The sequence below is a fragment of the Actinoplanes awajinensis subsp. mycoplanecinus genome (assembly GCF_001509495.1).
Taxonomy (GTDB): Bacteria; Actinomycetota; Actinomycetes; order Mycobacteriales; family Micromonosporaceae; genus Actinoplanes; species Actinoplanes palleronii.
Window position 1 is genome coordinate 248,524 of record NZ_LLZH01000013.1, and the last position, 18,722, is coordinate 267,245.

Annotated in this window: 16 protein-coding genes; 4 read left to right on the forward strand and 12 right to left on the reverse strand. The window is 71.8% G+C overall.

Translation table 11 applies throughout. The features are described from left to right. The first annotated feature begins 25 nt into the window (after positions 1 to 25). From ADL15_RS04530 to ADL15_RS04545, 4 genes are all read left to right on the forward strand, one after another. Positions 26 to 979, forward strand: coding sequence for an iron-containing redox enzyme family protein (locus ADL15_RS04530; RefSeq protein WP_067685298.1), 954 nt, complete (start codon positions 26 to 28; stop codon positions 977 to 979). Between the two features lie 2 nt (positions 980 to 981). Then, complete coding sequence (locus ADL15_RS04535) at positions 982 to 1,554, forward strand: pyridoxamine 5'-phosphate oxidase family protein (RefSeq protein WP_067685299.1); 573 nt, start codon at positions 982 to 984, stop codon at positions 1,552 to 1,554. 9 nt (positions 1,555 to 1,563) lie between these two features. Next, positions 1,564 to 2,223: a cyclase family protein gene (locus ADL15_RS04540; protein WP_067685300.1), complete on the forward strand. Its 660-nt coding sequence runs from the start codon at positions 1,564 to 1,566 to the stop codon at positions 2,221 to 2,223. Between the two features lie 87 nt (positions 2,224 to 2,310). Next, positions 2,311 to 3,174, forward strand: coding sequence for a TauD/TfdA dioxygenase family protein (locus ADL15_RS04545; RefSeq protein WP_067685301.1), 864 nt, complete (start codon positions 2,311 to 2,313; stop codon positions 3,172 to 3,174). Between the two features lie 61 nt (positions 3,175 to 3,235). Here the strand turns inward: ADL15_RS04545 and ADL15_RS04550 are convergent, their stop codons facing one another. The 12 genes from ADL15_RS04550 to ADL15_RS04605 all read right to left on the reverse strand — a co-directional run bounded on the left by ADL15_RS04550 (position 3,236) and on the right by ADL15_RS04605 (position 18,716). Continuing rightward, a complete protein-coding gene (locus ADL15_RS04550) occupies positions 3,236 to 4,216 on the reverse strand; it encodes an MDR family NADP-dependent oxidoreductase (RefSeq protein ID WP_067685302.1) in 981 nt (326 codons plus the stop codon). After that, positions 4,213 to 5,427, reverse strand: a complete 1,215-nt coding sequence (locus ADL15_RS04555) for a glycosyltransferase (protein WP_232343889.1) — start codon at positions 5,425 to 5,427, stop codon at positions 4,213 to 4,215. The genes ADL15_RS04550 and ADL15_RS04555 overlap by 4 nt, the downstream gene beginning before the upstream one ends. Positions 5,428 to 5,432: 5 nt before the next feature. After that, a complete protein-coding gene (locus ADL15_RS04560; protein ID WP_157441160.1) occupies positions 5,433 to 6,767 on the reverse strand; it encodes a condensation domain-containing protein in 1,335 nt (444 codons plus the stop codon). Between the two features lie 157 nt (positions 6,768 to 6,924). Beyond that, the gene (locus ADL15_RS04565; RefSeq protein WP_067685304.1) at positions 6,925 to 7,323 is read right to left on the reverse strand and encodes a VOC family protein; all 399 of its coding nucleotides are present in this window, start codon (positions 7,321 to 7,323) and stop codon (positions 6,925 to 6,927) included. A gap of 136 nt (positions 7,324 to 7,459) precedes the next feature. After that, complete coding sequence (locus ADL15_RS04570; RefSeq protein ID WP_067685305.1) at positions 7,460 to 8,644, reverse strand: acyl-CoA dehydrogenase family protein; 1,185 nt, start codon at positions 8,642 to 8,644, stop codon at positions 7,460 to 7,462. Next, positions 8,641 to 10,011 (reverse strand): FAD-dependent oxidoreductase, encoded by a 1,371-nt coding sequence (locus ADL15_RS04575; RefSeq protein WP_083970891.1) that lies wholly within the window; start codon positions 10,009 to 10,011, stop codon positions 8,641 to 8,643. The genes ADL15_RS04570 and ADL15_RS04575 overlap by 4 nt, the downstream gene beginning before the upstream one ends. Before the next feature lie 73 nt (positions 10,012 to 10,084). Next, positions 10,085 to 10,918: a siderophore-interacting protein gene (locus ADL15_RS04580; protein ID WP_067685307.1), complete on the reverse strand. Its 834-nt coding sequence runs from the start codon at positions 10,916 to 10,918 to the stop codon at positions 10,085 to 10,087. A gap of 27 nt (positions 10,919 to 10,945) precedes the next feature. Next, positions 10,946 to 12,733 carry an ABC transporter ATP-binding protein gene (locus ADL15_RS04585; protein WP_067685308.1) on the reverse strand — a complete coding sequence of 596 codons (1,788 nt, stop codon included), beginning with the start codon at positions 12,731 to 12,733 and terminating at the stop codon, positions 10,946 to 10,948. Beyond that, positions 12,730 to 14,628 carry an ABC transporter ATP-binding protein gene (locus ADL15_RS04590; protein ID WP_067685309.1) on the reverse strand — a complete coding sequence of 633 codons (1,899 nt, stop codon included), beginning with the start codon at positions 14,626 to 14,628 and terminating at the stop codon, positions 12,730 to 12,732. The genes ADL15_RS04585 and ADL15_RS04590 overlap by 4 nt, the downstream gene beginning before the upstream one ends. Positions 14,629 to 14,736: 108 nt before the next feature. Beyond that, positions 14,737 to 16,059 carry a hypothetical protein gene (locus ADL15_RS04595; protein WP_067685310.1) on the reverse strand — a complete coding sequence of 441 codons (1,323 nt, stop codon included), beginning with the start codon at positions 16,057 to 16,059 and terminating at the stop codon, positions 14,737 to 14,739. 28 nt (positions 16,060 to 16,087) lie between these two features. Next, positions 16,088 to 17,359, reverse strand: a complete 1,272-nt coding sequence (locus tag ADL15_RS04600) for an RNA polymerase sigma factor (RefSeq protein WP_067685400.1) — start codon at positions 17,357 to 17,359, stop codon at positions 16,088 to 16,090. Positions 17,360 to 17,480: 121 nt separating this feature from the next. Beyond that, positions 17,481 to 18,716, reverse strand: coding sequence for a cytochrome P450 family protein (locus ADL15_RS04605; RefSeq protein ID WP_067685311.1), 1,236 nt, complete (start codon positions 18,714 to 18,716; stop codon positions 17,481 to 17,483). Positions 18,717 to 18,722 lie beyond the last annotated feature (6 nt).

An 18,722-nucleotide genomic window follows, 5' to 3' on the forward strand; every position in this document is an offset into this window, starting at 1 on the left:
GCCCCATCATCAAGGAGACATTGACATGGCGACGACCACCGTAATCACCGACGAGAACCTCGCGACGGCCTTCCCGGCCGACCTCGCGGCCGTCCCGGCGGAGGGGAACGCCCTCGAGGCGGTGCGCCAGGACCTGTTCCGCACGCTGCACGCGCACTACGCCGCCTACCTGTCGGCGCCGGAGGACTTCACGCAGATCCCCCGGCTCAACACCGATCCGGCGATCGCCCGTCTGGAACAGACCTGGCTCGACTGGGAGGACGCGCAGGTCGACCTCGATCGCCTGCCGCGCACCGCCGAGGAGTTCCCGGACTGGTTCCGCGCGCTGAGCGCCAACCACGTCCAGCCGGAGTTCTGCCGCTATCTCGCCGAGGACGCCACGATCGCCGAGCTGGCGCTGTTCTTCCTGGCCGAGGAGCTCGTCGACAGCCGTTTCGACGACCTGGTGGCGCTGGCGCAGCTGGGCTCGTCCGGCGCCATGAAGCTGGTGATCGGCGAGAACTACTGGGACGAGATGGGCCAGGGCTCGCTCGACCGGATGCACACGGTGCTGTTCGAGCACTCCGCGCGGTACATGCGCGAGCGGCTGGCCGAGCACGGCTACGACGCCGACGAGGTGATCTGCGCCGAGATCTTCGAGAACGCCAGCCTCACCCTGATGTACGGCATCCACCGGCACCTGATCCCCCGCTCGGTCGGCGCGCTCGGCCTGATGGAGCACAGCGCCCCGCCGCGGTTCACCGCGATGGTGGCCGGCTGCACCCGGCTCGGCGTGCCGGAAGACGTGATCACCTACCAGCGGATCCACGTGCACGTCGACGAGGACCACGGCGCGGAGTGGCTGGACAACGTCCTCACCCCGCTGGTCGAGACGTCGCCGGCCCTGCTGCGCGAGATCTGCCTGGGCATCCTGACCCGGGAGCGGGTCGCCAACGCGTACTACCAGCGCGTGTGGCAGCAGATGAAGGCGCTGCGCTAGTCATGGAGCCGGCCGCTTTCTACCACGGTGGCAGCCGGCGCCTGCAGGAGGCGTTCGGCACCCGGGAGCTCGCCGGGCACCTGGCCCGCAAGTACGTGACCGACGCGCTCGAGGACGACCACGTGCGCTGGATCAGCGGCGCCGACGCGGTGTTCGTCGCGACGGTCAGCCCGGACGGGCAGCCTGATTGTTCGTACAAAGGAGGGTTGCCGGGTTTTGTGCGGGTGGTCGACCAGCGGACGCTGGAGATACCCAGCTACGACGGCAACGGGATGTATCGGACCTTGGGCAATGCCGCGGCCTCGGGCCGGGTGGGGTTGCTGTTCCTCTTCCCCGAGCTGCCCGCGAAGTTGCGGGTGAACGGCACCAGCACGGTCAGCCGCGACGCCGGCGGCCACCAGGGCGCCGAGGCGGTGCTGCGGATCCGGGTCGAGCAGGTCTTCGAGAACTGCCCCCGCTACCTGCACGACCCGGCGACCGGCACGCACTCCGCGCACTGCCCGCGCCCGGAGTACACGCCCCCGGAGCCCGCCTGGAAGCAGAAACCCGAATACGACACGTTGTTGCCACGCTGAGGAGGACCCATGAGCCACATCGTCGACCTGTCGCACCTCATCGAGGCGGGCATGGTCACCTACCCGGGGCTGCCCGGACCGGTGATCAGCGATCACCTGTCCCGCGCCGCGTCCCGGGACCGCTATCCGGTGGGCACCGAGTTCCAGATCGGCGCGGTCACCCTGATCGCCAACACCGGCACCTACCTGGACACCCCGTTCCACAGGTATCCCGAGGGCGTGGACCTGTCCGGAATCGATCTGGACCGGCTCGCCGACGTCCCCGGCGTGGTGATCGACGCGACCGGTGCCGGGCGCGCGGTCGGCCCGGAGCTGTTCGACGGCATCGACGTCACCGGGCGGGCGGTGCTGATCCACACCGGGTGGGACCGGCACTGGCGCACCTCCGAGTACGGCGCAGCCGAGCATCCGTTCGTGACCGCCGCCCTGGTGGACTGGCTGATCGGGCAGCGTCCGGCGCTGGTCGGCATCGACTCGGTGAACATCGACGACATGGCCGACATGACCCGGCCGGCGCACACCGGCCTGCTCGGCGCCGGCATCCCGGTGGTGGAGCACCTGCACAACCTGCACGAGCTGCTGAACCGGGACTTCCGGTTCCACGCGGCGCCGGTGCCGATCGCCGGGATGGGCAGCTTCCCGATCCGGGCCTACGCGGTCACCCGATAGCCCGGCGACGGCGGCGGACCGCCCCTCCCCCGGCGGCCGCCGCCGTCGTCGCACCCATCCATCCCTCGGCAGACAAGGGGCACCGCCATGACGACACCCACGACCACCTACCGCCTGGAGCCGCTGGGGCAGACCTTCGGCGCCCGGGTGACCGATCTCGATCTGCGGACCGCCGGGCAGGCGACGGTGGACGCGCTGGTCGCCGACCTGACCGAGCATCGTGTCCTGGTGCTGCCGGGTCAACAGCTCACGAACGAGGAGCACGTGCGGGTCAGCCGGCGGTTCGGCCCGCTCGACGTGTACCCGGTGTCCACCTACGTGGTGCCGGAGCACCCCGAGGTCCTGAAGATCAGCAACATCTTCGTGGACGGCAAGCCGATCGGTCTCTACGACGGCGACGAGCAGGAGGAGTGGCACACCGACTACTCGTGGAAGGAGCAGACAAGCCGTGCCTCCCTGCTCTACTCGCTGGTCGCGCCGACCACCGGCGGGGACACGCTGTTCGCCGACTCCACCGCCGCCTACGACGACCTGCCGGTGCGGCTGGCCGAGCGGATCACCGGGCTGCGGGCGGTCCACTCGATGAACCACCTGGTGGAGACCGAGCGCAAGGTGAACCCGCACAAGGCGTCGCTGACCCCCGAGCAGCGGGCCAAGATGCCGGACGTCGCGCACCCCCTGGTCCGGGTGCACCCGGTCACCGGCCGGCGCTCGCTGCTGCTCGGCAGCATGATCATCAGTGGCATCGAGGGGTTGCCCGAGGCGCAGACCGCGGAGCTGCTGGCCGAGCTGCACGAGCACGCCACCGCCGACCGGTACGTCTACCGGCACCACTGGGCCGCCGGTGACCTGGTCATCTGGGACAACGAGGCGACGATGCACACCCGTACCGCGTGTGACCGGCGCAAGCACCAGCGCCTGCTGCACCGCACCACCGTGCTGTGGAGCTGAGCGACCGGGCACGACGAGGGCGGCGGTCCCACCGGACCGCCGCCCTCGCGCTGTCGCGTGGTCAGAACTTCAGCAGGACCTTGCCCGAGTACGCGCCGGTCAGCAGCGCCTCCGCGGCCGGGACCAGCCGGTCCAGGCCGCCCTCCACGATCGTCTCCGGCAGCACCACCCGGCCGTCCGCGACCAGCGGCGGGAACTCCCGGTCGAACTCGGCGAACAGGTCCTCGTGGTCCATGGTGGCCATCCCGTGCATCGACAGCCGGCGGTGCACGAACTGCTCGATGTTGCGGATGCCGTACGGCTCGCCGGTGCGGATCTGGTCGGTGCCGCCGCACTTGACGATCCGCCCGTGGGTGTTCATCACGGTGATCGCCGACTCGAGCTGCCGGCCGCCGGCGTTGTCGTAGTAGACGTCGACGCCGGGCAGGTCGTCGGGCCAGCCGTCGTGGTAGTCGAACGCGCGGTCGTAGCCGAGCTGCTCGGTGGCGAGCTTGGCCTTGGCCGGGGAGCCGGTGCTGGCGATCACGTAGCCGGCGCCGCGGACCCGGGCGAGCTGGCCGGCGACGCTGCCGACCGCGCCGACGCCGCTGGAGACCAGCACGGTGTCGCCGGGGTGGATCTCGACCAGGCTCAGGCCCACCCAGGCGACGACCGCGGAGCTGAGGTGGTGGGTCACCGAGGGGAAGCGGTCGAGCGGGACGGCGCGGAACTTGTCGGCGGGTGCCACCGCGTACTCGCGCCAGGCCAGGTTGTGCAGCACGGTGTCGCCGGGGTTCAGGTCGGGTGACGCCGACGCGACGACCTCGCCGAGGGCATGGCCCCAGGGCGGGCCGCCGAGGGCGAAGTCCGGTTCGCCGGGGCCGTCGATGTCCTGCATGCGTTGCAGCAGGCCCGGGTCGACGGCCTGGTAGGTGTTGCGGACCACCACCTCGCCGGGTTCCGGCACGTCAGGCAGCTCGACCTCGACCACGGCGAGTGTGCCGGGCACCGGCAGGCGGCCGGGCGGACGGGCGATCAGGTGGATCTCGCGGCTGACGGTCATCCGATTCCTTCCGTGGAGACGGCGGCACCGATCCGGTGCGCCTCGGCGAGCAGGTCGCGGTGCCAGCGCTCCCACAACCCGGCCAGCCGGGACGTGATCACGACAAGGTCGGCGGAGCCGGCGGCCAGTGGGGTGCGCAGGCCGATCGCGTACGTCGTGGGGTGCCCGTCGCGGGTCAGCGCGGCCACCGCGGCACGGTCGAAGTCCAGCGCCACCAGCGGGCCGGCGTCCGGCGGCAGTGCCGCGCCGGCACCGAACACCACGATCCGGGCGTCCGGGCCGGCCGCGCGCCGAGCCGCCGCGATCTCGTCGGCCACGGTCACGTCCTGGACCTTCTCGCGCCACAACGCGAACGTGCGGTACTCGTCGTTCCAGGTGAAGAACGGGCGGTTCATCCCGATCAGCGCCCAGCCCACCTCGAACGCGGAGTCGGGGTAGCGCCGCAGCGAGCGCTCCACGTTGTCGCGGAACGTGTCGAGCAGGGTGCTGATCTCCGGGCGGCCGTGCGGCGACTCGATCACCCAGGCGGCCCGGCTGATCCGGAACCGCAGCCCGTGCCGGTGCAGCAGATAACCGAGCTCGAGGTCCTCGCCGCCCCAGCCGGTCAGGTCCTCGTTGAAGCCGCCGACGGCGTGGAAGTCGGCGGCGGCCATCGAGCAGTTGATGGTGAACAGCAGGTTCCACGGCAGGGATCGCCGGTGCAGGTCGAAACCGCACGCGTCGAAGTGCGGGTGGCGGATGTCGCGGAAGCCGGGGTCGTCACCGAGCTCGTCGACGATCTCCTCCGGCGACATCCGGCTCATCCGGTCGAGGGCGTGCACCGGGTGTTCCGGGTCGTAGCCGTACGCATAACCGACGACGATCGTGGGTCGCGCCGCCTCCTCGTGCTCGGCCAGGTGCCGGCGCAGGAAGTCGTCGCCGGGGATCGCACCGGTGTCGAGGAAGCAGAGCAGCGGGGCGCTCGCCAGGCGGGCACCGGCGTTGCGGGCGGTGCCGGCGCGGAAGCCGAGATCGTCCTGGAAGTGGTAGGCGATCCGCAGCCGGTCGGCGAACGAGTCCACCACCTGGCGGGTGTCGTCGGACGACCCGTCGTCGGCGACGATCACCTCGAACGCGTCGCGCGGCAGGGTCTGCCGGGTCAGCTGCCGCAGCGTGCGGGCCAGCAGCTCGCTGCGGTTGTAGGTGGGCACCACCACCGAGATGCGCGGCACGCCGGTCACCGGGCGGTCCAGGTCCGGCCGGGGTCGGTGGCCAGGTCGCGCAGGATGCTCTGGTAGGTGCCGGTCCAGCCGGACACCGTGCTCGCGTCCAGGTCCTCGGTGTTGAACTGGACGCAGCCGCTCAGCTCGCCGCCGGGGTGCGGGTGCATGCCCCAGGCGACGCCGTGCGGGATCCACGGGCCGACCGGGGTGACCGACGGACGCTTGTAGATCTCGGTGCTGCCCCCGGCGAGCACGGGCGTGCCGACGCCGGACGGGTGCGGGAAGACCCCGACGATGCAGTTGGTCTTGCGGGGCTCGTCGTTCGGCGTCATCAGCTCGGGCACGGCGCGTTCGATGTGCTGGATCGGGATCTCGTTGGCGTAGGTCTCCCGGCACACGTCCCGGGTCGCCGCGACCACGTCGCGCAGGCTCGCGCAGCGGCCCAGGTCGGTGCGCAGCACCACGAAGTTCATCACCGGGCCCGCGGTGTCGTCGAACCGCGCTTCGGTACGCCCGGTGGTCAGCGTGTCGATCGCCTGGTCGGTGGTGCCCGCGACCGAGTGGACCAGCACGTTGAACGCGGCGAGCAGCACGGTCGGCACGTCGGTCCGCTCCTGCGCGGCAAGGTCGCCGATCGCGCCCATGACGTCCCGGCCGACCACGAAGTTCACCGCGGAGTACGGCTCGTGGTGCCGCTCCGGCACGTCCCGGTCGGTGGGCACCGCGAAGATCCGTACGCCGCTGAGCTTGTCCTGCCAGAACTTGGCGGCGGTCTCGCCGTCCGGGCCGTCGGCGGCCGCGCGCTGGGCGGCCGCGAACTCGCGGTACTGCACCACCGGCGGCAGGGCGGCCTCGGCGCCGGTGACCCGGGCGCGGTAGAGGGCGGCCAGGTCGCGGACCAGCACCCGGTTCGACCACTCGTCGGAGCCGGTGTGGTGGGTGATCAGGGCGAGCACGGCGTCGTCGTCGTCGAAGCGGGTCAGCACCGCGTGCAGCCCCGGTGACTGCCGGGGATCGAGGGTGCTGCGCTCGGCCTCGTTGAGCAGCTCCTCGGCGATGGTGTCGCGGGAGCCGGGGCGGTCGGCCGGCACATCGCGCACCTGCAGCGGCACCGGGGCGGGCTCGTGCACCTGCTGGAACGGCTCGGCGGTGCGCTGCACCACGGTCCGCAGGATCTCGTGCCGCACCACCAGGTCGTCCAGGGCGCCGCGCAGGGCGTCGACGTCGATCGGGCCGGTGACGCGCAGCGCGGTGGCCATCACGAACGCGCCCGCGAAGAATCCCGCCTGGTCGCCCTGATCACCGGAGCACCACAGTTGTTGCGGACTGGAGAGAGGGAATCTGCTCACGACTGTCCTTTCAGCCTCAATGGCGCATGGAGATAATGCACGCTAACAGAGAGACGACGCCATTATGGGTGGCCACAGCATCGATGAGCACGACAGAAGAAAAGAACGGCCGGCACCGCTTTTCGCGCGATGCCGGCCGATCAGAGAACGGTAGCGGTCAGAGCACCTGGGCGATCTCCAGGACGTTGCCGGCCGGGTCGAGGAACGAGATCGTCCGGCGGCCCCACGGACGGTCGGTCGGTCCGTTGAGGATGGTGACGCCGTGCGCCTTGAGCTCCTCGAAGACGGCGTTCGCGTCGGCCACCTCGAACGTGAACAGCTGGCGGGTGCCGGCCTCGGCCGCGGCCACCGGGCGCGGCTCGACGAGCGTGTCGGCCTTGTCGGTGTGCAGGATGTTGATCATCAGGTTCTCCAGCTTGACCACCGCCGAGACGTCGTCGGAGTAGACCACCTCGAGGCCGAGGGTCTCCTCGTAGAACGCCCGCGTGGCGGCCAGGTCCTCAACGAAGAACGTGATTACCTCGATCTTGTTCAGTCCTTTGATCACGTGCGACATCCCTCTTTCCGGAAATAGGTTCCGCCACCGGCCAATCGCGCCGGAGAGCGCTCCCTGAGAAAATAGATCCTACAATGGGCGGGCCGAAATGTCCGACCCCTATCCGAGCGTTGCGACCCCTATCCGGGCCGCCGGGTCACAGGTACATCGTGTTGGGGGCGAGTCCGGCCAGCACCCGGCCGAACAGCTCCAGGTTGGTGTCCGGGTGCATCAGGGCGTGCAGGTTGAGCGCCTGGATGTCGCGCTGGATCCGCTGGATCGGCACCGCGGCGTAGATCGACGAGCCGCCGCTGCCGGTGACCAGCAGGTCGACCGCCTCCTTGGCGAGGCGGAACACCCGGCCGAGGGCGGCCCGGGCGGCGACCCGGTCCAGCGGCGTCCAGTCCTGGCCGGCGGCGGCCCGCTCGTCGATCTGGCCGGCCAGCCGGGTCGCGTGGAACTGCGCCTCGTCGATCAGCAGCGTCGCCTCGGCGAGCTGCCGGTGGGTCACCGGCGCCTCCCGGCGGCTGGCGTAGTCGGTGTAGGTGATCTTGTGGTCGAGCCGGGTCCGGTAGTCCTCCAGCGCGGCCTGGGCCAGGCCGATCGCCGTACCGGTGAACGAGGCGCAGCCGGTGGCCATCATCGGCGCGTGGAACAGCGGGGTGCCGGCGTTGCGGGCCGACGCGTACTGGCCCTGCAGGATCGCCGGCATCGGCAGCACCCGCTCGGCCGGGATGAAGACCTCCCGCGCGACGGTGGTGACACTGCCGGTGCCGCGCAGGCCGCTGGTGTCCCAGTCGTCGACGACGGTCAGGTCACGCAGCGGAACCAGGGCCATCACCGGCCACTGCGACGCGCCGTCCGGGGTGGGCGCCATGGCCAGCACCAGCTGCCAGCCGCTGTGCCGGGCGCCGCTGATGAAGTGCCACTCGCCGGAGACGACCAGGCCACCGTCGCGGGGCACCGCCACCGCGGTCGGGCTGAGCACCCCGCACACGCCGCCGTCCGGGTCGGCGAACACCTCGTCCTGCACGGCGTCCGGGAACAGCCCGGCCAGCCAGCTGCACATCGACCACACCGAGGCGAGCCAGGCCGCGGAGCCGTCGCCCCGGGCCAGCTCGGTGATCACTTTCAGCATCGTGGTGGCGTCGGCGGCGTGTCCGCCGTACTGCTGCGGAACCCGCATCCGCAGGATGCCCGCCTCCCGGAGCGCCGCAAGGGTGTCGGCGTGCAGCTCGCGGTGCTCGTCCTGCCAGCGGGCGTGTTCGCGCAGCACCGGTACGGCCCGGGCCGCGCGGTCCACCAGGTCCGTGCCGGCCTGCACCGGAATGGCCAAGGTCATGCTGTTCCTCCTGTGGTGTGCTGAAGCGGTGTCACGGCCGCGGCGGGTTCGTCGCGCGGCCACAGAACGCGGGACAGCACACGCGGGCGCATCATCGCCTGCGGTGCGTCGACCAGGCCGGCCACCCGCACGAACGCGGCAGCGACCACCCGGTCGCGGGTGGCGGCGACCTGCATCCGCCGCATGAACGCGTTGCCGAGCCGGACCTGCGGGGTGCGGCGCCCGGCCACGTCCGGGAAGGCCAGGTCGCCGCCGGCGGACATGTCCCAGGCGCCGTCCAGGGTCTTGGCCAGGGCCCGGAAGTAGCGGCGCGGATCGCCCGCGCCCTGCTCCAGGTAGTCGCGCAGCACCAGCGAGCCGGTCGCCGCGACGGTCATGCCCTGTGCGTAGATCGGGTTGAAGCCGCACGCGGCGTCGCCGAGCGCGACCAGGCCGGCCGGCAGCCGGGTCATCCGCTCGTAGCGGCGCCGGACGCTGGCCGGGAAGCGGAACTGCACCGGCTCGCCCAGCGGTTCGGCGTCCCGGATCGCCTCGTGGATAGCCGGTACCGGCAGGCTGCGGGCGTACTCCAGGAAGCCGGGCAGGTCGGTCGGGGCCCGGTCGCCGAGCACGCCGTTGAGCGAGAGCGAGTAGCGGTCCGGCAGGCGGGCCAGGGTCGCGCCGCGCGGGTGGCCGGGGGTGGCGACCGAGATGACCGCGATGCCGTCACCGATCGGGTCGGCGGTCAGCGGCGCGCGGAAGTCGCAGGAGGTGTACGTCAGGTCCATGGTGACCCGTTCCTCCTCGACCGCCGGGTAGCCGGCCTCGGCGAGCCAGCGCGGCAGCCGCGAGCCCCGCCCGGTCGCGTCCACGGTCAGATCGGCACGCTCCAGCACCGGCGTGTCGTCGCCGGGCGACTGGATCCGGGCGCCGAGCACGGCGATGCGGTCGTCGGTGTACTCCAGCGCGACGATGTCGGCCTGCCGGAACGTGACGTTCGGCAGCGCGGCGACCCGCGCCCGGATCTGGTCCTCGAGGAGCCAGCGGCCGGCCGAGATGCAGATCAGGTCGCTCGGCGACTGCTGGATCGGTGTGCCGGCGAAGTGCCAGCCCAAGCTGGTGGCGAAGTCGCGGGTCGGCACGCCGGCCGCGGCCAGCTCGGCGGTGAAGCCGGGGAACAGCTCCTCGAGGATCTGCTGCCCGCGGGCCAGCAGACCGTGGATGTGATGGCCCTGCGGCACCGCCCGCCGCGGCCCGGTGGCGTCCAGCAACGGGTCCCGGTCGACCACCACGACCTCGGTGAAGTGCTCGGCGAGCACCCGGGCGGCGAACAGTCCGGCCACGCTGCCGCCCAGCACCACGGCCCGATCTCCGACATGTACGAACACCTGTGTCCTCCGCTTCCTCGGTCTCCCTGCGAGGGTGTCAAGCCCGCCACCGGCCGCGCATCTTCCAGACTGCTCAGCGGCGCCGGGCGCCCCGCTCGGCCAGCCAGTAGCCCTTGGCGTGCAGCGAGCCGTCGAGTGCGCTGAGCCCCCACACGTTCTTGAGGTGCTGGCGGATCAGCCGGGTGGGCGTCGCCTCGGCGGCCACGAACGCCTGCACCGGGGTGAGTGGCACCGGCAGGTCACGCACGTACTGCCAGAGGGTCTCGCCGGTGACCTGGGCACCGCGGTCGAGCCAGCGGATCGCGCCGGGGCCGGGATAACAGCGGTAGCCCCGGTCGCCGGTCTCGACGATGGCCAGGCCGGCGGCGGACGGGGTGAGCGCCTCCAGGATGGCGGCGATGGCGGGCAGCCCCGACTCGTCGCCGATCAGCAGGTGGCGGGTGACGTCCTCGCGTACCAAATAGCCTGCCTCTGGCCGCAGGAACCCGATCCTGGCGCCGGTGCCGGCCGTCGCCGCCCAGATCGAGCCGGGCCCGTTGCCGTGCAGCAGGATGTCCACGTCGAGTTCGCCGGCGCCGGGATCGTGGCGCCGCACCGTGTAGGAGCGCATCGCGGTGCTGGCGCCGGGCCGCCAGAGCAGGCCCTCGGGTGTCCAGGCCGGGAACTCCGGCGTGGCCGCGGCGGCCGGCGGCAGGAACAGCCGGATCTTGGCGGCCGGTGCCAGCTCCGGCAGCCCGCACAGCTCCGCGCCGCTGATCGTGATCCGCTTGACGTGCGGGGTCACGTAGGTGATCCGCCGGACGACACCGCGCAGGAACTCCGGGTCGCGCAGCGCGGTTCCCCGCCGGTCCAGCAGCGGTGTTCCCCGCCGGTCCAGCAGCGGTGCGGGAGCTGGCAACACGAGCATGACGGACTCCGTTCCTCGAGAAAGGACCTACCGGTACGCCTTGGCCTGCAGCCCGAACAGCTCGGCGTAGAGCCCGTCGCGGAGCATCAGGCCGTCGTGGTCGCCGGTCTCCACCACTCGGCCGTCGCGCAACACGATGATCAGGTCGGCCATCCGTACGGTGGAGAAGCGGTGCGAGACGAACAGCGTGATCGCGCCCCGGCTGGCCCGCACCTGACGGGCCTGCTCCGCGTAGAGCTCGAACAGCCGGTGTTCGGCCTGCGGGTCCAGTGCCGAGGTCGGCTCGTCGAGCACCAGCAGCAGCGGGGTCTCGCGCATCAGCGCCCGGCCGACCGCGAGTTTCTGCCACTGCCCGCCGGAGAGTTCCGCCCCGTTGGTGTAGCTCTTGCCCAGCGGGGTGTCGAGCCCGTGTTCCAGGCGTTCGACGACGTCGGTGCCCTGTGCCCGGTCCAGCGCCACCGCGACCGCGCCGTCGTCGCCCATCCGGGGCAGGTCGCCGAGCCCGACGACGTCACCGGTACGCAGCTCGAAGCGCGCGAAGTCCTGGAACCCCGCCGAGATCTGCTCGCGCCACGCGTGCACCGGGATGCGGCGCAGGTCGACGCCGTCCACCAGGATCTGCCCGCGGGACGGCTGGTACATCCCGCACAGCAGCTTGACCAGGGTGCTCTTGCCGGCGCCGTTCTCACCGACGATGGCCACGCTCGCGCCGGCCGGCAACGTCAGGGTCACTCCGCTGAGCACCGGCTTGTCCGTACCGGGATAGACGAAGTCCACGTCGTCGAGCCGGATGCCGTCGCTGAGCCGCCGCGGCGGCTCCCGGTCCACCGGCGCCGGGTGGGTGACCGTGACCAGCTCGCGCACCACCCGGAAGCGTTGCAGCAGGCTGCCCACCCGCTGCAGGGTGCCGAGCAGGGTGATCGCCGTGATCACCTGGTGGTTGACCTGGCTGGCCAGCACCATCACCAGCACCACGTCGCCGATCGTGCCCTTGCCGGCCACCACGTCCCGGATGACCAGCAGCACCGCGCCGGTGTAGGCCAGCCCGAAGAGCACCTGGCCGGCGGCCCGGATCGCCCCGCCGCGGGTGTACGCGCCGGCCAGCCCCCGGCTGGTGCGCCCCCACTCCTGCCGGTGCCGGCGCAGCAGCTCCTCGCGCAGCCCGAAGACGCGCAGCTCGCCGCCGAAACGCGCCGAGGTGGCGAGCCGGAACAGGTTCAGCGCGATCCGGGTCGACTCGGCGGTGCTGGTCTTGGCCCGGTCGATCCGGGTCTCCGCCCAGCGCCCGCTCAGCAGCGGCGGCAGCGCGGCGATCGGCATCAACAGCAGCAGCACCAGGTTGACCCGGCCCAGCAGGATCGCGGTGAGCAGCCCGAACAGCACCAGGCCCAGCGTGCCGAACAGGGCCTCGAGCGCGAGGGTGAGCTTCCGGGTGTCGCGGCGCAGCACGGTCAGCTCGTCGGCGTAGTCGGCCCGTTCGTGGTGTTCGATGCCCTCCGAGCCGTTGGAGAGCAGCATCAGCTCCTCGGTCAGGTCGCGCTCGGCGATCTCGGAGAGCTCGGTGTAGGCGATGTGGGCGAAGTTCCCGAAGGTCAGCGTGATCATGACGAGGATCGCGACCAGGACGCCGTACCAGGCGGCCGTGGTGCCGTCGCCGGCCACCACGGCGTCGGTCATCACGCCCAGCCCGGCCGCCATCACCGGGCCCATCGTGACGTGCCCGAACATCAGGAAGATCGCGGAGGCCGTCTTGCGGCGGTCCAGCCGCCACGCGATCCTCAGCAGCCGCCAGGCGCCCGTCACCGTCTGCCTCATGCCGGCGTCCTCACCGTCTCTGCGTCGGTACGCCGCTCGTCGGCGAACCGGTCGGCCTGCAACCGGAACAGGTGTGCGTACACGCCGTCCTCGGTCATCAACTCGTCGTGGCTGCCCTGCTCGGCCACCTGCCCGTCGGCGAGCACGACGATCTGGTCGGCCTGCCGCACGGTGGAGAACCGGTGCGAGATCAGCAGCGTGGTGGCACCCTCGGTCAGACTCGTGAACTGCTGGAAGAAGCCGGCCTCGGCGCGCACGTCGAGGCTCGCGGTGGGTTCGTCGAGCACCAGGATCGACGCGCCGTGGCGCAGCCCGAACAGCGCGCGGGCCAGCGCGATCCGCTGCCACTGCCCGCCGGAGAGGTCCGCTCCCCCGGCCAGGTGCCGCGCCAGCGGGGTGTCCATGCCCTCGGGCAGCGCGTCGATCAGCTCGCGCAGGCCGACCGCGTCGATCGCGGCCCGGATGCCGTCGCGGTCGTCGAGGTGCCCGGCCGCGCCGAAGCCCACGTTGTCGGCGACCGACACCTCGTAGCGGGCGAACTCCTGGAACGTCACCCCGAGCCGGGCCCGCCACTGCGCCAGCGGTATCGACCGGATGTCGACGCCGTCGACCCGGATGGCGCCGGCGGTCGGCTCGTACAGCCGGGCCAGCAGCTTGACCAGGGTGGTCTTGCCGGCGCCGTTCATGCCGACCAGGGCGGTGCACCGGCCGATCGCGATGGTCAGGTCGAGCTCTTCGAAGATCATCCGCTGTTCGCCGGGGTAGTGGAAGCTGATCCGGTCGAAGTGGATCGTGCTGACCGGCGCGGGCCGGGCCGGAGCGGCGCTCGGCGGTGCCTCGCTGCCGTAGGCCCGGATCCCGTCGACGAACCGGCGGACCGCCTCGTGGGCGTGCATGCCGATCGCGGTGTGCAGGTCGGCCTCCGGGTAGAACTCGCCGAGGCGCAGCGCGAAGATCGCCGCCTGCATCACCATGACGAACGTGGTCAGGGTGAATCCGCCGGCCGGATCCGCGGCGGCCACCCCGGTCAGGGCGAACACCACTCCGCTGACGGCCAGGCCCCAGGCCAGGATCCAGAGGAACGGCCAGAGGTAGATGCGCCGCCGGGCCGCCCAGACCGGTTTGAGCCACTCCATGTACTCCCGGTGCCACCGGTCGCGGAAGTGGTCGAGCAGCCCGAAGACCCGCATCTCCTTGGCGGCGACCGCGTCGGTGGCGAGGTCCCGCAGGTAGTCGTTGCGGCGTTCCTCGTCGTCGAGGTCGAAGCGCACCTGGGCGAACTTGCGCAGGCCACCACGCTGGCCGTAGCGCAGCAGCAGCACCGCGACGACCAGGCCGGCGCAGGCCCACCAGGACAGCACCACGCCGACCAGTACGGCGTACCCGGCCAGCTTGGTGTACCGGGCCAGCAGGGCGAACAGCCCGGCGCAGGCCTCACCGGGGCTGAACGCCCAGGTCTCCAGCTCCCGGGCGGCGGTGCGCAGGTCCTCGACCAGGCGCGGGTCCTCCAGGGGGCCGATGCCGGGGGTGGCGGTCGCGGCGGCCATCAGTGCGTCGCTGACCCGGCCGTCGACGCGCCGGGCGATGAGCTGACCGGCCAGTTCCTGCAGCGGCGCGACCAGCATCTCGGTGATCGACACGACGGTGGTGATCAGGAACGCCATGATCAGCGTGCGGTACGCGGGCGAGTCGAGGCCGGCGCTGGTCGCGGCCGGCACCTTGCCGAGCACGAGCGACGAGCTGACCACGTAGGCGATCGGCAGCAGCCCGATCACCAGGTTGACGAGGACGGCGAGCGCGATCAGTGGTGCGCCGGCGAGGCCGGTCAGCCGGGCGATCTCCAGCCGGGCGACCGCCTGCCGGACCACGGTTGTCTGCTTCAGGCGCGAGTTCATCGCACTCCTACCTCCAGGAAATTCGCTTCGGTGCAACGACGAACGGCCGCGCGGCGGATGGACCCGGTGGCGCCGGCTTTTTTCCGCGCCGGCGCCACCGGGTACGGATCAGCGCTGGCCGGGCGTCCCGGCGACCGCGTAGATGCTGTCGCGGATCTCCGCGATGATCGCCTGGGCGCCGTCCGCGGTCGGCGCCGCCGCGATCACCGCGATGATCGGGTCGGTCCAGCCGAGGGCGCGGATGCTCGTCGGGTACGCCTTGACCCCGGCGTCCCACAGCCGCTGGAAGACCGGCCGGATGTGCTCCTCGTAGGACGTGCCCTCCAGCACCGGCAGCATGAAGTGCGCCGAGAGCGTCAGCTCCTTCTCGGCACCCCAGAACCGCAGCAGGCCACCGGCGTGCAGCGAGCCGCTGCGCCGCGCGTTGATCTCGGTGATGTAGAGCTGGTCGTCGGCGCCGGCCACGCAGTCGATGCACATCCAGCCGACGTAGCCGAGCTGGCGGGCCGCCTCGCCGACCTCGAGCGCCGCCGCGCGCAGCCGCTCACCCCAGACCGGCGGCAACGCGCCCTCACCGACGTCGACGCTGCGGAACGAGTAGCCGTGCTCGACGGTCAGCGCGCAGAGCACCACGTCCTCGACACCGTCCGGGCCGACCAGGATGTCGGCGGCCGGGCAGCCGACACCGGCGGCGTGCTCGACGAACTCCTGGATCAGGATCGGGAACGCGAAGAACGAGTCGCCGCTCGCGTGGTCCAGGAACGCGTCCACGTCGCCGGGCGCGTCGGTGACCACCCGCGAGCCGTCGCCGGCGACGCCGAAGAGCGTACGGGCGATCACCCGGCCGTGCCGGGCCACCATGGCCCGCAGCGCCCCGGTCAGCTCCACCCAGTTGCCGACCACGACGCCGGGCGCGACCCGCATCGCCGGCAGCTGGCGGGCCAGGTCCAGGCAACTGACCTTGGAGTCGAGGTAGAGGCTGGCCCAGAACGCGTCCTCGGGCACCGAGTCCAGCTCGACCTCGTGGCCCCAGCCGCTGACCAGCGCGGCCAGCAGGTAGGTCTCCGCGGTCGGCCCGACCATGGTCAGCTTCACCACGTCGTAGCCGGACACCAGCTGGCGCAGCGCGTTCTGCGCGGCGCCGTCGTGCAGCAGGTCGTCGACGAGCAGGCCGGACCGCATCCGCGGCGAGACCACCGGCGGCGCGGCCAGGTCCAGGGCCTTGTGGATGTCGTCGAACCACGCCTGGCTCCAGCCCTGCGGCAGCAGCAGCACCCGCGGCGCGTCGGTCCAGAAGACCGAGTGCTCACACTCGTACGTGCCGCCGAACCGCACCACCCGTGCCCGCTCCTCACCCTTGAGCTGCAGGGAGGGGTTGCGCAGGTGGTATTCGGCCATGTTCGGGATGATGAGTTCGATCGCGTCAGACATGAGGCCAGCCTGGCCTGATCAGGGCCGGCTATTCATCTTCTGAACTGCGCTCTGCGTCGGAATCCATCTCGGCCAGTCGGCGGCTCAGGTAGCGGCGTTCGGCGTCGTTTCCCGCCAGTGCGAGGGCCTGCCGGTACGCGGCCGCGGCGTCGGGGCGGCGGTCGAGGCGGCGCAGCAGGTCGGCGCGCAGGGCGGGCAGCAGGTGGTAGTCGCCGAGCCGGCCGGACGCCGCCAGCTCGTCGACCAGGCGCAGCCCGGCTTCCGGGCCGTCGGCCATCGCGACCGCGACCGCCCGGTTGAGCTGCACCACCGGGGTCGGGGTCAGGGTGGCGAGCCGGCCGTAGAGGGCGGCGATCTGCGGCCAGTCGGTGTCCTCGGCGCGCAGCGCCTCGCTGTGGCAGGCCGCGATGGCCGCCTGCACCTGGTACGGGCCCGGACGGCGCCGGCGCAGCGTGCGTTCGAGCAGCGCGATGGCCTCGTCGATCTGCGGGCGGTCCCAGAGCGTACGGTCCTGGTCGGCCAGGATGATCACGTCACCGGCGGCGTCCGAGCGGGACCGGCGGCGGGCGTGTTGCAGCAGCATCAGGGCGAGCAGCCCGGCCGGTTCGGTCTCGCCGTCGGGCAGCAGCGCGACGAGCGCCCGGGTCAGCCGGATCGCCTCGGCGCACAGCTCGTGCCGGGCCAGGTCGGCGCCGCCGGTGGCCGCGTACCCCTCGTTGAACAGCAGGTAGAGCACGGCCAGCACCCCGGAGACCCGCTCCGGCAGCAGGTGCGGCGGCGGCACCCGGTACGGGATCCGCGCGGCGGCGATCTTCTGCTTCGCCCGGACCAGGCGCTTCGCCATGGTCGCCTCGGGCACCAGGAACGCCCGGGCGATCTCCGCGGTGCTCAGCCCGGCGAGCGTACGCAGGGTCAGCGCCACCCGGGCCTCAATCGCCAGGGCCGGGTGGCAGCAGGTGAACATCAGCCGCAGCCGGTCGTCCGGGATCTCGTCCGGGTCGGGTTCCTCGTCCGCGGCCGGTTCCGGGCGCGCCGCGACCAGCTGCAGTTTCGCCTTCTCGGTGGTGGCCCGCCGCAGCCGGTCCAGCGCCCGGTTGCGAGCGACCGTGGTCAGCCAGGCGCCGGGCCGGTCGGGGACACCGTGCGCCGGCCAGTTGCGCAGCGCCTCGGCGAACGCCTCCTGCGCGCACTCCTCGGCCAGGTCCCAGTCGCCGGTGAGCCGGATCAGCGCCGCCACGATCCGCCCGTAGTCCTCCCGGAACGTGGCGGCCACGACAGCACCGGCGTCATCGGGTCCCACGGTTGCGACCACGGTTTTCTCAGGTCCCACGGCTGCGACGAAGGTTTCCTCGGGTCCCACGCCGGCCATTATGGCGGTCGCCGGGCCCCCGTGCGGGGACCCGGCGACCGGAAGCAGGGTGTCAAGCGGGGTTGCCGAGCACCACGGGCAGGGTGTCGAAGCCGTTGAGCAGGAACGTGCTCTGCGGCGCGATCTCGCCGGCCGGGACGGCGAGGGCCAGGTCGGGGAAGCGCGCGAACAGCGCGGGCAGCGCGATCGCCGCCTCGAGCCGGGCCAGCGGGGCGCCCAGGCAGTGGTGCACGCCGTACCCGAAGGAGAGGTGCTCCTTGTCGGAGCGGGTGATGTCGAACTGATCGGCCTGCGCGCCGTGCCGCTCCGGGTCCCGTCCGGCCGAGGCGAAGCCCATCAGCACCGGGTCGCCCTTCGGGATGGTCACGCCGGCGATCTCGACGTCCTCGGTGGTGAACCGGAACGGCAGCTGGGCGATCGGCGACTGCACGCGCAGCGTCTCCTCGACCACGTCCTTCCAGGCCACCTCCCCCGACAGCACCAGGGCCAGCTGGTCGGGGTGGGTGAGCAGCATGACGACGGCCTTGCTGATCAGGTTGGTGGTGGTCTCGGAGCCGGCGCCGAGCATCAGGTGCAGGGTCCCGGCCAGCTCCGAGTCGTTGAGCACCGAGCCGTCCTCGGTCTTCGTCTTGATCAGCATGCTGAGCAGGTCGTCCGCCGGGTGCTGGCGCTTCGTCTCGACCAGGTCGTTCATGGCCTGGTGCCACTGCTCGACGTTGGCGACCGCCTCCTCGTGGCTGATCGTGGTATCGACGTTGACCTCGCCGCCGCGCATCACCTCCCGGCGCATGTCCTCGGGCACGCCGAACAGGTCGCAGATCACCCGGGTGGGCAGCGGGTACGCGTACCGGCCCTTGAGGTCGACGATCTCGTCCGGCGCCGCGGTGCCCAGGTCGGCCAGCAGCTCGGTGGTGATCTGCTCGATCTGCGGGCGCATCGCCTCACTGCGCCGCATGGTGAACGCCGCGGCGGTCAGCTTGCGCAGCCGGGCGTGGTCGGCGCCGTCCGCGGTGGTCATGTTGTCCATCAGCACCCAGCCGATCAGCGGGAAGTCGTCGCCGATCTTGCCGTCGATGAACGCGGTCCAGTGCTTGTGGGCGTCCTTGGCGAAACGGTTGTCGTTGAGGACCTGGCGGACCATGTCGAAACCGACCACGGACCAGCCGCGCACGCCGCCGGGCAGCTCGACCTGAGCGATCGAGCCCTGGGCCCGGAGACGGTCACCTTCGGCGTGGACATCGCGGCCGGTCGGGTCGAGCACGACGGCGGCGGGAGAGACGGTAGTCAAAGTATC